16 protein-coding genes are annotated in these 17573 nt (G+C 65.1%); 3 read left to right on the forward strand and 13 right to left on the reverse strand.

Annotated elements, in window-relative coordinates; translation table 11 throughout:
• Positions 1-49 precede the first annotated feature (49 nt).
• The 13 genes from AYJ54_RS03115 to AYJ54_RS03175 form a co-directional block, all read right to left on the reverse strand.
• Entirely contained in the window at positions 50-478 is a 429-nt protein-coding gene (locus AYJ54_RS03115; protein ID WP_063696407.1) for a CHRD domain-containing protein, read from the reverse strand.
• Between the two features lie 186 nt (positions 479-664).
• Complete coding sequence (locus AYJ54_RS03120) at positions 665-949, reverse strand: hypothetical protein (RefSeq protein ID WP_063696644.1); 285 nt, start codon at positions 947-949, stop codon at positions 665-667.
• Positions 950-1075: 126 nt separating this feature from the next.
• Positions 1076-1522 (reverse strand): hypothetical protein, encoded by a 447-nt coding sequence (locus tag AYJ54_RS03125; RefSeq protein ID WP_063696645.1) that lies wholly within the window; start codon positions 1520-1522, stop codon positions 1076-1078.
• 152 nt (positions 1523-1674) lie between these two features.
• Positions 1675-3408, reverse strand: a complete 1734-nt coding sequence (locus tag AYJ54_RS03130; protein ID WP_063696408.1) for a hypothetical protein — start codon at positions 3406-3408, stop codon at positions 1675-1677.
• Positions 3409-3413: 5 nt separating this feature from the next.
• Positions 3414-4505: a protein-glutamate methylesterase/protein-glutamine glutaminase gene (locus tag AYJ54_RS03135; RefSeq protein ID WP_063696409.1), complete on the reverse strand. Its 1092-nt coding sequence runs from the start codon at positions 4503-4505 to the stop codon at positions 3414-3416.
• Positions 4506-4521: 16 nt separating this feature from the next.
• Positions 4522-5376, reverse strand: coding sequence for a CheR family methyltransferase (locus AYJ54_RS03140; RefSeq protein ID WP_063696410.1), 855 nt, complete (start codon positions 5374-5376; stop codon positions 4522-4524).
• A gap of 138 nt (positions 5377-5514) precedes the next feature.
• Positions 5515-7323 carry a methyl-accepting chemotaxis protein gene (locus AYJ54_RS03145; RefSeq protein WP_063696411.1) on the reverse strand — a complete coding sequence of 603 codons (1809 nt, stop codon included), beginning with the start codon at positions 7321-7323 and terminating at the stop codon, positions 5515-5517.
• A 60-nt stretch (positions 7324-7383) separates the two neighbouring features.
• A complete protein-coding gene (locus AYJ54_RS03150; protein WP_063696412.1) occupies positions 7384-7872 on the reverse strand; it encodes a chemotaxis protein CheW in 489 nt (162 codons plus the stop codon).
• Between the two features lie 60 nt (positions 7873-7932).
• Positions 7933-9630, reverse strand: coding sequence for a methyl-accepting chemotaxis protein (locus AYJ54_RS03155; protein ID WP_063696413.1), 1698 nt, complete (start codon positions 9628-9630; stop codon positions 7933-7935).
• A 54-nt stretch (positions 9631-9684) separates the two neighbouring features.
• Positions 9685-10146, reverse strand: a complete 462-nt coding sequence (locus AYJ54_RS03160) for a chemotaxis protein CheW (protein WP_063696414.1) — start codon at positions 10144-10146, stop codon at positions 9685-9687.
• A complete protein-coding gene (locus tag AYJ54_RS03165; protein ID WP_063696415.1) occupies positions 10146-12227 on the reverse strand; it encodes a chemotaxis protein CheA in 2082 nt (693 codons plus the stop codon). The genes AYJ54_RS03160 and AYJ54_RS03165 overlap by 1 nt, the downstream gene beginning before the upstream one ends.
• Complete coding sequence (locus AYJ54_RS03170) at positions 12224-12589, reverse strand: response regulator (protein ID WP_063696416.1); 366 nt, start codon at positions 12587-12589, stop codon at positions 12224-12226. Before AYJ54_RS03170 ends, AYJ54_RS03165 begins: the two co-directional genes overlap by 4 nt.
• Positions 12589-12912 (reverse strand): STAS domain-containing protein, encoded by a 324-nt coding sequence (locus AYJ54_RS03175; RefSeq protein WP_063696417.1) that lies wholly within the window; start codon positions 12910-12912, stop codon positions 12589-12591. Before AYJ54_RS03175 ends, AYJ54_RS03170 begins: the two co-directional genes overlap by 1 nt.
• Positions 12913-13181: 269 nt before the next feature.
• On the opposite strand from AYJ54_RS03175, the gene AYJ54_RS03180 reads away from it, so the two are divergent.
• From AYJ54_RS03180 to AYJ54_RS03190, 3 genes are all read left to right on the forward strand, one after another.
• Positions 13182-14321, forward strand: a complete 1140-nt coding sequence (locus AYJ54_RS03180) for a response regulator (protein WP_063696418.1) — start codon at positions 13182-13184, stop codon at positions 14319-14321.
• Between the two features lie 179 nt (positions 14322-14500).
• Positions 14501-15169 carry a hypothetical protein gene (locus AYJ54_RS03185; protein WP_063696419.1) on the forward strand — a complete coding sequence of 223 codons (669 nt, stop codon included), beginning with the start codon at positions 14501-14503 and terminating at the stop codon, positions 15167-15169.
• 18 nt (positions 15170-15187) lie between these two features.
• On the forward strand, positions 15188-17338 hold the full coding sequence (locus AYJ54_RS03190) for an adenylate/guanylate cyclase domain-containing protein (RefSeq protein ID WP_063696420.1): 2151 nt from the start codon (positions 15188-15190) through the stop codon (positions 17336-17338).
• Positions 17339-17573: the final 235 nt, after the last annotated feature.

Consider the following 17573-nt stretch of genomic DNA (forward strand, 5'->3'; position numbering starts at 1 on the left):
GCCGCGCCGAACCACGTCGCATGACGATTGGTTGAAACGCTGCCGAGCCCTACTTCACCATCTGCCCGCGCAGCTCGCCGCCTGGATTGGCTGCGGTGTGGATGTTCGCGTACCACCTGCCGCCCAGCAGATCCGCGGCGTGCGCATCGCTCAGCGTGGCGGTGCCCTGGATCGGGCTTTGCGCTGATTTGAATGGCAGCGCGATGCCGGCGTTCTTGCCGGGTTCGCTGGGTCCATGGAAATGTGCGCCGAGCGCGGGTCCGGTGAGACCGGAATAGGTGACCGTGTAGGTCAGGACTTTGCTGGCGGTGTCGAACGTCGCCTCTGCCTTGCCGGAGCCGGAACTCGCATTTGGCGGCACTTCATTGCTGCCCTTGAGTTCCGCCTGCAGCTTGATCATTTCGGCGGCGGCGCGCCCCATCAGGCCGAGCGGAATCGCAAAAACCATCGCACTCGCCAGGCACACGGCTTTCTTCATGACGTCCTCCCCAGCCTCGACCACGTTGGGCCCTTGGTCCCGGTGTGAAACACCAGCGACCGCGCGAAATTCCGACTGATGATTTATGCCTGATTCGAAGGCAGTCGTGGCGACGATGGACCACCGGGGCTCAACCCGTCGGTCCGGAACGCCCGTTACGAGGCCCACCTTGGCGGGCGCTATGGTCTAGGCCACGCTGCGCCTGTCATATGCCACTTCCGGCGCCAACGGCTCGGCCATCCGTCGATGCGTCTCGCGCAATGCCGTAATCGCTTCGTCGAGATCGGGATCGGCTTCACGGACGGTCGCGAAGAACTTCATTGTCAGCGCATGGTTCAGCTTGACGCGCGTTGCGCCATCACGGCTCTTGCGGCGATCAAGCGACAGATGCTTTGCGTACACTCTGGCTTCCATTGCGCCGCAGCCGCACAGCGTTCCGAGCTCGTCATATGTCATCCATATCTGAGGCATGTTCTCGACCACCCTTATTTTTTGTGCCCTAGACTTAGACCCCCATCTCTAAAGGCTTTATTGGTGCGGCGCACGTCAGCTCGCCTTCGCGCCAACATCGTCAACGCAAGGCTAAGACGGGCCTCGCTACGACGTCGGAGTCCTGGGAGACATGGAGGGAAGGCGCGGACGCGACCGACTGTCGAGGCCCTTGGGCAGCTTGTCGGCATTGAGCTTCACGACGGCACATTTCGCATCGGCTATCGGCGCATCTTCCTGGCTGTAGATCAACGTCGCCTCGAAGATCACGTCGGGCGCCTCCCTGGCTGTTCCGGAGCAGGTCGCCATCGCACCCTTGCACACGCCCGACAGTTTGACCTCGACCTCGTCCAGCCCGAACACCGTCGGTGGACCTTCGGCATGCCGCCTCGTGGTCAGGACCGCCGTGAAGCGATTCTCATCGACGCGATACGAACCGCCATAGGTGAAGAAGCTGTCGCTGCCCGAGATGCGCCCCTCGGTCAGATGCACGATACCGGTGCCCTGGCCGCGCGCGGTCCTGAACCAGGCAGCATATTTGCCGTCTCTCAGCATGAAGGACATCCGCCTGAAATCAGCTCGTATTTGCGACCAACTCTGGGGCGCGACAATGACCGATCCGGCGGCCGTTCCGCCACGGTTAACGCCCTGCAAAACCAACGTATCAAATTGCTGCCAACGTCGCACGGGCGACGCAGGCAGCCGAATCAAAACAATTCTATGCCGTCATCTGCAGCTTCGGCCGCTTCGGCCCGAGGCGCCGCGGCGGTCGACGCCAGTCCAAGACCTTGCAGGAATTCGCGGTGAACGACCCGCTCGCGCTCCATCGTGTAGCGGGCGAAGAGATCACCGAGCACCGCCTCGTCGCGCGCGCGCGGTTTCGGCCGCTCCGCACCCGCGCTTGCCGTCTCGAGGCGCGAAGCAACCGCCGGCAATGCCGCAGAGCCGTCGCCGAGCGTGCTCATCAAGTCTTTCGCGGAATTCATCAGGCCTTCGAACTCGGCACCTTCATCGACCAGACGGCTCATCAGCCTGCCGAGTCGCTCGTTGCCGGCCTCCACCTCGCGCAACGCCTGGAGGATCTGCGGCTCGAGCTTGGCGAGTTGCGCGGGATCGCCCTGCACGCGAAGCTCCCTGAGATCGTTGGCCGACCGCTCGATGCCGTCAAGCACCGGGCGCAGCCGCGCTGCGCCCGCCGAGACCTGGTCGGCGGTCGACTTGAGTTCGTTGGCGATGACGACGAAGGCGCTGCCTCTGCTGCCGAGATGGCTGGCCTTGAGGCCAGCGTTCATGCCGATCAGCGTGATATCGACCGTGGCCTCGGCGAGCCCGGCGATTGCCTGCCGGAATTTGGCCAGCGTATCCTCGACGATCGCCAGCGCCTCGTCGACCGCGCGGCCGGCGCTCTCGCACGTGGCAATCAGGGTCGAGGCCTGCGCGAGCGTCTGCTTGATGCGCGCCAGGAACGAGGACGAGCCGCCATCCTCCGCTCCGAACAGCGCGCGGCCATGACCGACGACCCCGCCAGCGTCATTCAGGATGGCTGACAGCGCGCGAACGATCTGGCCGATGTCGCCACCGAACTCGCGCTGGGCGTCCCTGAGCTGGGCTGCCTGCAACTGGCAGATGGCACGCGCGCCATCGCCGCCCTCCTCCGGCGCCGGCACGAGGCTCGGCGCAAGCTCGTGCCCGGAGACCAGACGCAGACCATGGCAGACATGCTCAAGACGTTGACGCGTGCTGTCACCGGCCTGAAGCGAAATGATCGAGCTGCCGACCGCGTCGGCGATCTTCCTTGTGCTGGTGCCCGCAAGGTCGGCGAGATGACTGCTCTTGCTGCGCTGGTCGCGCAATCCGGAATAGGCCGAGGCGAGCTCGGCGCTTCCCGACACCAGCTGCTCCCGGTAGCTGCCCTCGAACTCCCTCTGCCGGGTCGACGCGGTCGCGACCGCGTCCGACAGGCGCTGCTGGTCCCGCGCGCAGCCTTCGATGGAGCCCTGCACGGCCTTGCCGAGGTCGTAGGCCTCCTGCGTGAAGGCAAGAAAGCCCTCGCGGTCGCCGTCGAGCGAGGCCGCCTCGATCCGCGCGCTGCGCGCGATGATCGTGATCATCTGGATGTGCTTGAACAGTGGCTTGAGAAGCGAAGACGCCTCCGCCGTGCTCTTGCCGATCGTGGTGAGCAAGGCGCTCTCGGCAGGCAGCGCTCGCGCCAGCTCGTTCAGCCGCGCGGCGATCTCCTGCAATGCCGTCGCGGCACCCTCGATCTCGGCGCCCGACAGTTCTCCAGAGAGCGTCGCGAGGCCCTGGTTCAGCTCCTTGAAAATGATGTGGCCGCGTCCGAGCTGGTGACCGACACGGGCGAAGACATCCTCGATGCGCGACGAGACGTCCTCGATCGAGGCGATCGCGTCGGCAAATGTGTTGGCCAGGCTTGCTGACATCGCGTTCAACCCGCCACCGCGGCATGCCCGGCCTGGTACCAGTGCATGATTTCGCGCGGGATCTGGTGCAGCGAGACGACCTTCTCGACACCGCCATGGGCGATGGCTTCCTTGGGCATGCCGAACACCACGCAGCTCTCCTCATCCTGCGCCCGCGTCGAGGCGCCGAGCTTGCGCATCTCCAGCATCCCGCGCGCACCGTCGTCGCCCATGCCCGTCATGATGACGCCGAGCGCATTGGCGCCGGCGTGCTGGGCCGCCGAGCGGAACAGCACATCGACCGACGGACGATGCCGTGACACCGGCGGACCGTCCTTGATCGCAATCTGATAGCGCAGGCCGATGCGCTGGAGCAGCATGTGACGAGCGCCAGGCGCGATGTAGGCGCAGCCCGGCAATACCGACTCACCGTCCTCGGCCTCCTTGACCCGGATCTGACAGACGCTGTCGAGCCGTTTGGCAAAGGCCGCGGTGAAGCCGGCCGGCATGTGCTGGACGATGAGAATGCCCGGACAAGTTGGCGGCAGCATCTCCAGCACATCGTTCAGAGCTTCCGTACCGCCTGTCGAGGCACCGATGCAGACGATGCGTTCCGTCGTCGGCCGCGAGCGGCCGTGCACCGGCGGCGGGATGATGGCGTCAGCCGTGAGCTTCTTCTCGACCACCCGCCTTGCCGTGCGCGGACGCACGCGCGCGCGTGCCGCCGACTTGACGGCCTCGCGCAGCCGTGTGGAGCATTCGAGCAGCGCCTGCCGCGTATCGATCTTCGGCTTCGGCACGATGTCGACGGCGCCGGCCTCGAACGCCTCGAACATCACGTTCGAGCCCTCCTCGGTGAGCGAGGAGCAGATGATCACCGGAATGGGGCGCTGCGCCATGATCTTGCGCAGGAAGGTCATGCCGTCCATGCGCGGCATCTCGATGTCGAGGATGATGACGTCGGGAATTTCGTTCTGCAGGCGGCGCGCCGCCGCGAACGGATCGGAGGCGGTCCCCATCACCTCGATGTCGGGATCATCGTTCAGGATCGTCAAAAGGATTTGGCGCACCGACGCCGAATCGTCCACGATCAGCACGCGAACTTTCCCTTTCGGCATTTGGGTTGCGCTCCGGTTAGACCTTGAAAATGGTCGGCTGAACCTGCTTCAGGCCAGGCACGGCACTGTGAATCATCGACTCCGAATGTCCGACCAGCAGATAGCCGCCGGGCCGCAAATGGCTGCACAACTGCTCGATCACCTTGCGCTGGGTCTCGCGCTCGAAATAGATCAGGACGTTGCGGCAGAAGATGATATCGACGTCACGGTCGACCGGATAGGACGCATCCATCAGGTTCATCCGCATAAAATGCGTCATGCGCCGCAATTCCGGCACCACCCGTACCTCGCCGCGCGACCTGTCGCGCGACGACAGGAAATATCGCTTCACAAAACTCTCCGGCACCGGCGCGAGCACGTCGCGGGTGTAGATCGCGGTCCTGGCGAGGCGTAGCACGGCGGTCGAGATGTCGGTGCCGAGGATACGATACTGAAATCGCGATTCGCTCCGCGTCATGTCGTCCAGGACCATCGCCGTCGTATAGGCCTCCATTCCGGTGGAGCTCGCCGAGCTCCAGATCTTCAGGTTTGCGTTCCTGCGTCCATGCAATTTGAGCAGGGCCGGGACTGCGACCTCTCTCATGAAGGTGAAATGCTGCGGCTCGCGGAAGAAATCGGTCTTGTTGGTGGTCACCACATCGATGAGATGGGTGAGCTCAGTGTCGAAGTGATCCGCCTCGAACAGGTTGTCGACATACTCGTTGAGGTCGGAAAAATTCAGCGCGCGCACGCGCTTGTGCAGCCGCCCCTCCAGCATCAGTCGCTTGCCCGGCGGCAGCTTGATGCCCACCTGGCCCTCGATCAATTCGGCGATAGTCCGGAAGTGACGGTCCGACAAATGCACGGCCGTATCCTGCAGGGCCGGCATCATGGGCACCTGCCCCGGCCCGCGATGGCCGCATGCATTGGATGTCGGGCCATACGGGCCATCTCGAAGCCTTACGCCTTTTCGCAATCACAGAAAGCGAATCGGTCCACCTGCGTGGGGTGGACCGATCCATGAAAGATATTAACGCTGGAATTCGGCGTCCCGATCGTCCTCGCCGTCCTTCATGTCAAATGCGAAGCCGCCGCCGCCGGCAACCTTCATCGCGCGCGCCGGCTTGGCCTGGGGCTTCTTGGCCGGCGGCCGATCGGCGGCCGCCATGGTGGCAGCCTTCGCACGCAGCTGATTGACCGCCCGGTCGATCGACGCGGCCGCGTGGCCCTTCGCGCCGTGCTCGATGCGGAAGTAGGCGATCGTCGACTGGAGCTGCTCGGCCTGCGAGGCGAGTTCTTCCGAGGTCGAGGACACCTGCTCGGACGCGCTGGCGTTCTGCTGGCCGACCTTGTCGAGCTGCTGGATCGCCTGGTTGATCTGGGCGGAGCCGACGTCCTGCTCGCGGCATGCCGCGGTGATCTCCTCGACGAGTTCTGCGGTCTTCTTGATGTCCGGAACGAGCTTGGCCAGCATGGAGCCGGCTTCCTGCGCCACCTTGACGGTCTCGGCCGAGAGCGTGCCGATCTCGGCCGCGGCCGCCTGGCTGCGCTCGGCGAGCTTGCGCACCTCGGAGGCGACCACTGCAAAGCCCTTGCCGTGCTCGCCGGCGCGCGCGGCCTCGACCGCCGCGTTGAGGGCCAGCAGATCGGTCTGCCGCGCGATCTCCTGCACGATCGTGATCTTCTCGGCGATCGTCTGCATCGCGTTGACGGCGCGCCCCACAGCGGCACCGCTGGCTTCGGCGTCCTTGGCCGATTGCGCGGCGATCTTCTCGGTCTGGTTGGCGTTATCGGCGTTCTGCTTCACGTTCGAGGCCATCTCCTCCATCGAGGACGAGGCTTCCTCCGCGGACGAGGCCTGCTCGGTCGCGCCCTGCGAGAGCTGCTCGGCGCTCGCGGAAAGCTCCTGGCTGCCGGCCGAGACGTTCTGGGCCGCGGTGAGGGCCTCCGACACGATCTGCCGGAGCTTTTCGACCATGCGCTCGAGCGCGAGACCCAGCGTGTCCTTGTCGGACAGCGGCTTGGCTTCGACCATGAGATTGCCTTGCGCGATCTCGTTGGCGACCGCCGCGGTGGCGTTCAGGTTCACCGTCATCGCGTTCAGCGACTTGATGAGATCACCGATCTCGTCGTTGCTGGAGGACTCGATCTTGCGGCTGAGATCGCCGATCGCCACCGCGTCAGCGAGGCCGACGGCCTGCGCGAGCGCACGGCTGATGTTGAGCGCGATCCAGGTTGCGGCGACCGCGGCGATCAGCAGCGAGGCGATCACCAGGCTGATCAGCAGCATCTCGGCGCGGGAGCCATCCTGCTTGGACTGCTCAGCCTGCTCGGCCATGTTCTTCTTGACGTTCTTGATGTAGACGTCCGCCGCTTCGACCGCATCCGCCACGACCTTGCGGCCGTCATGCATGGAGCGGTCCAACGCCTTGGACTTGTCGGTCTTGGCAAGCCTGACCGTCTCGTCCTGGTAGGCGTTCATCCTGGCAAAGGCGGCCGAGAAATTGTCCATCAGCTTCTTGCCGCTCTCGGTGGCCTGCGCGTGGATCTCGTCCTTCGACTTCGTGAGCTGCTCACGGGTCTTGGCAAGATCGGCCGCAAACTGATCATATTCCGCGTCCGACGTTGCCAGGATGGAGTTCTTCTCGGCGCGCACCTGGAGCAGGATGCCTTCCTTGAGCTCCGCAGCTTTCTCCATGCGGCCCGCACGGCTGACCAGAAGCTCGGTGGTTCCGACCAAGTCCGACAGCTTCAGGTAGCCGACCGCACCGGCGATCATCGAAAGCAGGATGACGACGCCGAAGGCGCTCGCAAGCTTGGCTTTGACGGTGAATCTCATTTCAGTCTCGTTTGGTTCGAATTGGGATGCGTACGCTCGCCACGCTTACTTTTGCAAAACTCAGGCGGCGCGAGGTGCATCCGCCGCCGCATCGCGTTCTTCCGGGATCTCGTCATTCGCCATCAGCTTGGCGAGATCGAAGATGATGACGAACTTCTCGCCCTTGCGCCCGATGCCGGCCGCGTAGTCGGACTGCCATTTCCCGCCCACCTCGGGCACGGGCTCGATGGCCTGCTCGTCGATATCGGTGACCTCGAAGACGCAATCGGCGACGAAGCCGACACCGACCAGGCGGTCCTTCATCGGCACGTCGAGGATGATGATGCGGGTGGCCTCGGTCGCCGCCACGTTCGGCAGACCCAACTTGGTCCTGAGGTCGACGATCGGATAACCACTGCCGCGCACGTCGATCATGCCGAGCAGGAAGTTCGGTGCATGCGGCAGACGCGAGATCGGCCGCATGTCAAGGATCTCCCGGACGTTGCGGATGCTGATGCCGAACGTCTCGCCGGCGAGCCCGAGCGTCAGATATTGCGAGGTTGCGGCCATGATGCGGTCCAGGATCGAAGGGTTTTTAAAGGCGGTCCGGCGCGAGGCCGGACCGGCAGGTCAGCGTTGAAACTCGGCGTCGCGGTCGTCCTCGCGATCGTCCATGTCGAAGGCGAAGCCGCCACCGCCGGCGGCCTTCAGCGCTCGTGCCGGCTGGCGCGCCGGCGCAGGCTTCTTCTTGCCGCGATCGGCCGCTGCCATGTGCGCCGCCTTGGCACGGAGCTGGCTGACGGCACGGTCGATCGGCGCGGCCGCGGCATTCTCCTTGCGCGTGGCATGCTCGATCCGGAAGAACGAGATGGTCGACTGGAGCTGCTCGGCCTGAGAAGCGAGTTCCTCCGAGGTCGAGGACACCTGCTCGGACGCGCTGGCGTTCTGCTGGCCGACCTTGTCGAGCTGCTGGATCGCCTGGTTGATCTGCGCCGAACCGACGTCCTGCTCGCGGCAAGCCGCGGTGATCTCCTGAACCAGTTCGGCAGTCTTCTTGATGTCAGGCACGAGCCTCGACAGCATGCCGCCGGCTTCCTGGGCGACCTTCACGCTTTCCGTCGACAGCGTGCCGATCTCCGCGGCGGCCGCCTGGCTGCGCTCGGCGAGCTTGCGCACCTCGGAGGCGACCACCGCAAAACCCTTGCCGTGCTCGCCGGCGCGTGCCGCCTCGACCGCCGCGTTGAGGGCGAGCAGGTCGGTCTGCCGCGCGATTTCCTGCACGATCGTGATCTTCTCAGCGATCGTCTGCATCGCCTCGACGGCACGGCCCACGGCGGCACCGCTGGCCTCGGCATCCCTGGCCGATTGCGCGGCGATTTTCTCGGTCTGGTTGGCGTTGTCGGCGTTTTGCTTCACGTTCGAGGCCATCTCCTCCATGGAAGAAGAGGCCTCTTCCGCCGACGAAGCCTGCTCGGTCGCGCCTTGCGAAAGCTGCTCGGCGCTCGCGGAAAGCTCCTGGCTGCCGGCGGAGACGTTCTGTGCGGCCGTGAGGGCCTCCGCGACGATCTGCCGGAGCTTTTCGACCATCGTGTTCAGCGACTTGACGAGATCGCCGATCTCGTCATTGCTCGAGATCTTGATCATCTGGCTGAGGTCGCCATCGGCGACGGCCCCGGCCAGCCCGACCGCACGGCCGAGACCGCGCGCGATGCTGATGGAAATCCAGATCGCGGCAATCAGGCCGATCGCGAGCGATGCCAGCACGAACGAGATCAGGAGGAACTGAGCCCGGTTGCCGTCCTCGTGCGCCTGGGCCGATTGAGCGTCCATGTTCTTCTTGACGTTGGCGATGTAAGCGTTGGCCGCCTCCATCGCCTCCGCCACGGCCTTGCGGACGTCGGTCATCGAACGCTCGGCGGCCTTCGTCCTGTCGACCTTCGCGATCTTGAGCGCTTCGTCTTCAGCCGCGTTCATGCGCGCGAAGGCGGCGGCGAAGTTCTCGACCAGTTTCTTGCCTTCCGGCGAGGCCGCTGCATGAATCTCGTCCTTCACCTTCAAGAGCGCCTCGCGCTGCTTGGCGATCTCGGCAAGGAACCTCTCGCTGTCGCTGTCGGGCGCCAGGATCAGGTTCTTTTCGGCGCGGACCTGGAAGAGAATGCCCTTTTCGAGCTCAGCGGCGCGCTCCATCCGGCCAGCGCGCGCCACCAGATCCTCCGCGGTCGCGATCATCTCGCTCAGCTTCAGATAGGCGAGACCGCCCGCCGCCATCGACAATAGCAGGACCACGCCGAACGCGCTGGCAAGCTTCGCCTTGACCGTAAACCTCATTTTCAGCCCCCAAACCCCAGGTCAAACCTCAAGTCCCGCCAGTGGGACCTCATCTCAATTCAGAATGCGTTCCATGTTGGGAACGATGACGAACTCTTCACGCCACTTGGTGATGAAGCGGATGAACTCCGGCTTCCAGTGCATGCCGACGCGCGGCGTCTGCTGCACGTCGGTCTGCGAGATTTCCGTGACCTCGTAGACCTTGTCTGCGGTCACGCCGACCAGCACCGGCTCGTTGTCGATCTCGATCTCGATGACGACGATGCGCGTATCGGCCGAATTCTCGGTCTGCGGCATGCCGAAGCGGATGCGCAGGTCCGCCAGCGGAATGACGTTGCCGCGCACATTGATCACGCTCGGAACGAAAGAGCGCGCACCGGCGACCTTGGTGACCGGCACGGGATCGATGATCTCGCGCACGAGGCCCGCATCGAGCGCGAACTTCTCCTCACCGAGGCCGATCATCACGACCTGCATCGCATCGGCCTGATGCTCGCCGGCCTGCCCCCCGTTCATCACGCTGCCTCGCTGATGTGATGCTTTTCGACTTTCGACTGCGCCATCGCGACGAGCTGCGCGACATCGAGGATCAGCGCCGCCGTGCCGTCGCCGAGGATGGTCGCGCCGGAGAAGATCGTGACGTCCGAATGGAGCTTGGACAGCGACTTGATCACGGTCTGGTGGTTGCCGATGATCTGGTCAGCGACGAGCCCGACGCGGGTCTCGCCGGTCGAGATGATGATCGTCTTCTGGTGCTTGTCCGGCCTGCCGGATGCGGTCATGAGCTCGCGCAGCCTGAGGAAGGGCACAAGATTGCCGCGCACATTGAGGAAGTTGCGGCCGCGTGACCGTTCGTCCTCGGCCGTGAGTTCGACGCATTCCTCCACCGCCGACAGCGGAATGATGTAGCGGCCTTCGCCGACGCGGATCAGAAGACCCTCGATGATCGCGAGCGTCAACGGCAGGCGCAGCGTCACGGTGGTGCCCTGGCCCGGCTGGGTCGACAGGTCGATCGAGCCGCGCATGTTCTCGATGGTGCGCTTGACCACGTCCATGCCGACGCCACGGCCGGACAGCGCCGAGATGGTCTGCGCAGTGGAGAAGCCGGGGTGGAACAGGAACTGGTGGACCTCGTGGTCGGAGTGCGCAGCACCGGCCGCGATCAGCCCCTGCTCTTCCGCCTTGGCGCGGATGCGCGCGGTGTTGAGACCGCCGCCATTGTCCTTCACGGTGACGAGCACCTGCGCGCCGGAATGAACGGCGGCGAGCTCGATCCGGCCCTGCTCCGTCTTGCCATTGGCAGCGCGGGTCGCGCTGTCCTCGATGCCGTGGTCGATGGCGTTGCGGATCAAGTGCACCAGCGGATCGGCGAGGCACTCGATCATGGTCTTATCGAGCTCAGTGTCCTCGCCCGAGGTGACGAACTCGACCGGCTTCGACAGGTCGCGCGACAGGTCATGCACCAGGCGGCGGAAGCGACCGAACAGCGAGCCGATCGGCACCATGCGCGCGCCCATCGTGGTGTCACGCAGGCTGGAGGCGAGGCGCTCGATTTCCTCGGCGATCATCTTGATCGACAGATCGGAGCCGGCGGAGGCCAGTTGCGTCAGTCGCGCCTGCGCGATGACGAGCTCGCCGACCCGGTCCATCAGCTCGTCGAGGCGCTCGGCCTGGACGCGGACGGTGGCGATGCCGCGCTCCTCGCGCTTCGCTTCCTCACGGCGCACCACGGGCGGCGCCTCACGCTTGATCTCGGATTTCGGCGCGGGTTCTTCAACGACTAGCGCCGGCGCAACTTCGACCGCCGGAGCGGGCATCTCCACCATCGCGGCCGGCACCGGCTCCTCGTCGAGGAGCTGGAACAGCGGCGCCGGCGGAGCTTCGACATGCTCGAGCGGAGAGAGCGTCAGCTTCATCTCGTCCTGGACGAACATGAAGACGTCGTCGATCGCGTCCTTGTCGCAGGCCGCGTGAAGCTTGACGTCCCACTTCAGATAGCAGTCTTCCGGCTCCATCTCGTCGAGGAACGGCACGCCGTCGGTGATCGGCACGACGAAGCAGGGGCCGAGCTTGCAGAGATCTTCCAGGAGATCGAGCGGGTTCGATCCGTTGCGCAGGATGTGGGATTCGAATTCCAGGTGAAGGTGCCAACCGGCCTGCTTTCGCTCGCCAGGGGCCAGCGACGGTGCCTCAGTGATCTCTGCGACCGGGGAGGCAGGCTGGTCGGACGACACGAAGCGCTTGAGATCGTCGAGAATCCCCTCGCCGATGATATCGTCGGTCGTCTGCGGCTCCTCGATCAGGGCCCGGATATAGTCCTTGGCGGCGAGCGCGACCGAGATCAGCTCCTGTGTCGGCTTGATCTCGCCCTTGCGGACACGGTCGAAGGCGGTCTCGAACTCGTGGGTGAAGGAGGCGACCTTGTCGAACCCGAACATGGCGCCGGAGCCCTTGATCGTGTGCAGGGCGCGAAAAGCGGAATCGACCAGCTCGCGGTCGTCGGGACGCTGGCCGAGATCGAGCAGGGCTCCTTCCAGGACCTCGAACAGCTCGCTGGCTTCCTGGCGAAAGACCTCGGTCGGGTCCATCGCGCTCATGCGCGCACCAGCTTGGCCACGACGGCGAGCAACTGCTCGGGCTTGAAGGGCTTCGTGATCCAGCCGGTGGCGCCGGCGCTTTTCGCTTCCTGCTTCACCGCGTCGTTGGATTCGGTGGTCAGGAACACGATGGGCATGCCGACCGCGCTCGGCAGCTTGCGCAGCGCGCGGATCAGCTCCAGCCCGTTCATGACAGGCATATTAAGGTCGGTGATCACGAGGTCGAGCTTGCCGGCCTGCGCCTTGGCGAGCCCCTGCGCACCGTCGCCGGCCTCGATCACGCTGTGACCGGCCGGCTCGAGCACGACCTTGATCATCTGCCGGATGCTGGGGGAATCGTCGACGGTCAGAATCGTGGCCATCAGGTGCCGTCTTTCTTTTGCGGGAAATGCTGGTCGATCATCGCCTCACTGGCGAATCCGGCGCGGCGAAGGGTGTTGCGCAGAGACTGGGAGAAAGAAGTCAGGACGACCGGACGCCCCTGGGCCGCGCCCGTCTTGGCGGTCGACAGCAGGAGCTGGATCGAGGTCACGTCCGCCTTGTCCACGCTGGAGCAGTCGATTTCGAGCCGGTCCTGCCGGCCGAACGCCTCGCGAATGAGGTCATAGACATTTCGAATGGCCGCGATGCTGCAGTCGGCGGGCAACCGCAACGACCACTTCGGCTCCGTGGGATTGAGCGCCATCGCTACCCCCGCCTTTGCTTAATATTCCGGTACACCGTTTGACGTGAATCGAATGAGCAAACTCCTAACGCCGTGCTCCGTACAACTACGGGTCACATTCCCTAGGACTTCGCGCAGCCGCATGCAAAGGTGCATGGCGTGCCGAAATCTCATGCGAAGCGCGCATATCCGCGGCAACGTTGCCGGCCGGCGCATTTGCTCCGCGTTAAATTCCATCAGGTTATGCCTTGGGTTCGTGCCTACGCCAGCGAAGAGAGCCCCGGCCGCCGATGCTGACCCAAGCGCTTCTGATTGATGACAGCCGCTCCGTCCTCAACTTCCTGAAACGTCATATCGAGGCCGAAGGCCTGGTCGAGGCCACCACCTTCCTCGATCCAGTGGATGCGCTGGCTTGTGCGCGCGAGCGCGTCTTCGACCTCGTGCTGGTCGACTACGAGATGCCGCATATGGACGGCATCAGCTTCATCCGTGCCTTCCGTACCCTGCCCGGCTGCGCCGACATCCCGATCGCGATGATCACCTCGCAACAGACGGATGACATCAAGATGGAAGCGCTGCAGGCCGGTGCAACCGATTTCCTGCCCAAGCAGCCGCAGAGCGTCGAAATGACGGTGCGCTTGCGCAACCTGATCCGCCTCGGCGTCGCCGTGCGCAAGCAGAACGATCGCGCCGCGGATCTGGCGAGCGCGGTCGCGGCTGCGACACAGAAGCTCGGCGAGCGTGAGGAGGAGATCATCCTGCGGCTCGCGCTCGCGGTCGAATACCGCGACAACGACACCGGGGAGCACACGCTGCGGGTCGCCCGATACAGCCGCATCATCGCCGAGCAGCTTGGCCTGCCGGCCCGACTCTGCCGCGACATCTACCTGGCCGCGCCCCTGCACGACGTCGGCAAGGTCGCCATTCCCGACAATATCCTGCTCAAGCCCGGCCGGCTGACCGATGAGGAGATGGCGGTGATCCGCACCCATGCGAGGATCGGCGAGCGGATCCTGGCGGACTCCAGTTGCGAGTTGATCCAGCTCGGTGCGCAAATTGCCGCAGGCCATCACGAGCGCTGGGACGGCACGGGCTATCCGAACGGCCTGAGAGCGGCCGAGATCCCGGTCGCCGCGCGCGTGGTCGCGGTCGCTGACGTCTTCGACGCCCTGACGACGCGGCGGCCATATAAAGAGCCGATGCCGCTCGAGGTGGCGCGCACCTACCTGGTCGAGAACAAGGGGCGACAATTCGACCCAGCCTGCGTCGAGGCCTTTCTGTCGCGCTGGGACGAGGTCGCGGCGATCGCTCTCGGACAAGGCGCGGCGCTGTTCCAGAAATCCGAGGCCACGCTCTCGCCCGCCATGGCAGAGACGGCCGAGAACCGCCCGGACGAAAACCGATCGCGCGAGGCTGTCCCGGCGGCCTGACATTGCCCTCGGCCGGTTTGCTCCGGCCGAACCTTCCTCATCTCGGCTTTGAACCTCTTCCTGATAATGTGCACCAATACCAAGAGTGATTCTGGTCACACTTGGTTGCGCCACCCGCTGCTAAGAGTCGAGCCAGGCGGGGATCAGTCGCGTATCAATCGAACCGGATGAGAAAGCCCATGAAAAGCCCGATCGGCGCCATTGTCGGCGTGTTTTGCCTCGCGGCGCCCGCCGTCGCGCAGACGCCGGCTGCGATCGTCGAGGACGTGCAGGGCAAGGTCGACGGCGTCGAGTTCATGGACTATGTGGCGCCCGGCAAGATCATCAAGCTCGGACCGAAGGCGGCGCTCGTGCTCGGCTATCTCAAATCCTGCGTGCGCGAGACGATCACTGAGGGCGTCGTCCTGGTCGGCGCCGAGCAGAGCACGGTGCAGCTCGGCGACGTGCAGCGCGTCAAGGTGCCCTGCGATGCCAACGCGGCGCAGCTCTCCGAGCGCCAGGCGAACCAGAGTGCGGCGACCACGTTCCGCACAATGCGATCCGACACGAAGGCGGCGCCCTCCAGGCTGCCGACGATCTACGGCGTCTCGCCGCTGGTCCAGGCCAGAAGCGGCAGCACGCTGGTCATCGAGCGCACCGACGGCAAGGAGCCCACGATCAGCGTGCCGCTGAAGGCCGATAATCTGGTCGCCGGCAAGTTCTACGACTTCGCCAAGGCCGGCAAGACCCTGGCCCCTGGCGGCACCTATCTCGCAACCCTCGGCGCGAAGCGCTACACATTCCAGGTCGACGCCCGCGCCACCTCGTCACCGACGCCGATCGTCGGTCGCCTGCTGCGGCTCGAATAGGCGATCCGCGACAGCGCGATGCGGCGGATCGGCAGGCGGGACATCATTGCAGCGATCCTGGTCGCGCTCCTTTCGGGTGCGGTCTTCACCTCCCCGCCGCTTCATGCCCTGCAAGGCCTGTCGCTCGACATCCTCACCGCGCTGCGCGGCAAGCTCCTCAGTGACCGCCGCGACCCCGCCAGCTCGCCGGTCGTCGTCGTCGCGATCGACGGCGAGACCTATGATACGCCGCCCTTCAAGGGATCACCGACGCTGACCTGGACGCGCGAGATCGGCCGGGTGCTCGCGAGCATCACTGACGGCGGCGCCAAGGTGATCGGCTTCGACGTCATCTTTCCGAGTTCGATCGAGCAGTCGGAAATCCCTTTTGGTGACGCGCCGCTCGGCGCGCGCATGAAGGGTTTTGATCGGGATTACCTGATCGCGCTGCGGCAGGCCTCCGATTCCGGCAAACTCGTGCTCGGCGAGATCCTGAGCAACGACCACCCCGACGTTCCCTACCGCGCGCAGCAACTGGCGGTGCGAAACAACATCCGCGCCCTCAACGTCCATACCGACACCGACGACGTCATCCGGCGGATGCCGCTGAGTTTTGCTGTCGATGGCAAGCCTGTTCCCGCGATGGCCGTCGAGCTCGCCTCGCGCGCGCTCGGTGCGAAGCCTGAGATCGCGCCGTCGGGCGCGATGACGTTGGCCGGCTATGCTATCCCGAGCGCGTCGCCGAACACGCTGGCGCTGAATTTCCGCGGACTGAGCCGCGATGTCCCGACGTTCTCCTTCGCCGACCTGCGCGCCTGCGCCGAGAAGGGCGATCGCGATTTCTTCCGCCGCGCCTTCGACGGCAAGATCGTGCTGCTCGGTACCGTCCTCAATTTCGAGGACCGCAAGCTCACCTCGATGCGCCTGTCCGGCGGATTTGACGGGACGCCGGCCGCACGATGCGCCCTGCCCGCCCCGGCGCGCGCCGCCCAGGCGCCGCGCAGCGATATCGCCGGCGTCTTCGTCCACGCCGCTGCGGTCCGCAATCTGATGGAACGCGATGCGGTGACGGAGCTGGGCTTTCCGCTGCGGACCACTCTCACGATCCTGTTCGCGGCGATCATCGCCTGCGCGGCCTGCGTGCTCGCACCCGCAGGGGCAGTGGCGGCATACATCGCGCTCACGGCTGTTTACGCCGCGTTGGCCGTGAGCCTGTTCGTTCACGCCTTGGCGCTGCCCCTGACGGAGCCCGCGCTGGCCGGCCTTGCCGCAGTCGCGATGATGATCGGCTACCGCTTCGTTATCGCCGACCGCGAGGAGCGCTTTCTGCGCAAGAGCTTTGCCTTCTACCTCGCGCCCGAGGTGATCGACACCATGGTTGCCTCGGGCAAGATGCCGGCGCTCGGCGGCGAGACGCGCAACGTCACCATGTTCTTCTCCGACCTCAGCGGTTTCTCCTCCATCGCGGAGAAGATGACGCCGGGCGAGCTGGTCGCGCTGATGAACGAGTATCTGTCCGCCATGACCGACATCATCGAGGGCCAAGGCGGCTACGTCGACAAATATATCGGCGATTCCATCGTCGCCATGTTCGGCGCGCCGGCCGACGATCCCGCGCATGCGCGCAACGCCGTCCGCGCCGCACTGAAGTGCCACCAAAGGCTCGCGGAACTCAACGCCGGCAACGCCGCGTTCGCGGGCCGCGACCTGTCGCACCGCATCGGGCTGAACAGCGGCGAGGCCGTGGTCGGCAATATCGGCTCGCGGCGCCGCTTCAACTACACGGTGATGAGCGACACCGTGAACGTCGCCTCGCGGCTGGAAGGCGCCAACAAATATTACGGCACTGCGATCATGGCGTCGGAGACGACGATGGCGCAGACCGGCGACGCCTTCGCCTGGCGTGAGCTCGATTCCATCAGGGTGCTGGGGCGCGGCGAGCCGATCCGGGTGTTCGAGCCGCTGGCGGAGAAGGGGGCGGAGAGCGCCGAACAGAAGAAGGCAGCCGCGGTATACGCGGAAGGGCTGGCATGCTGGCGGGCCCGAGAGTTTGGCAAGGCCGTTGAAGCATTCGAGCGCACGGCCGAGATCGATCCGCCATCAGCGCTGTTCGCGAGACGCGCCAGAGCGCTCACCACAAATCCACCGCCGCCGGCGTGGACTCCAGTCAATACGCTGGAGGGAAAATAGCGCCCCCACGCCGATCGGCCGGTCACAACCCGGAGAACCCTCTTTTTCGGGCCCATGACATGGCGTAGTGTATAGCAAGCTGCCCTTCGAGACGGGACGGGCCGACGTCGCCGGTTGCCGGAATGGGCAGCGAGCAGGCCGTCGGCAGGCATCGCAGTCTGAAAGCAGCGCTGACCTTCGTGGCGCTCCCTCAATTTCAACATGAAGCAAGTTGGCCTGGCGCGCGCGGCAGGCC

Origin of the sequence: Bradyrhizobium centrolobii, assembly GCF_001641635.1 — a bacterium.
GTDB lineage: Bacteria > Pseudomonadota > Alphaproteobacteria > Rhizobiales > Xanthobacteraceae > Bradyrhizobium > Bradyrhizobium centrolobii.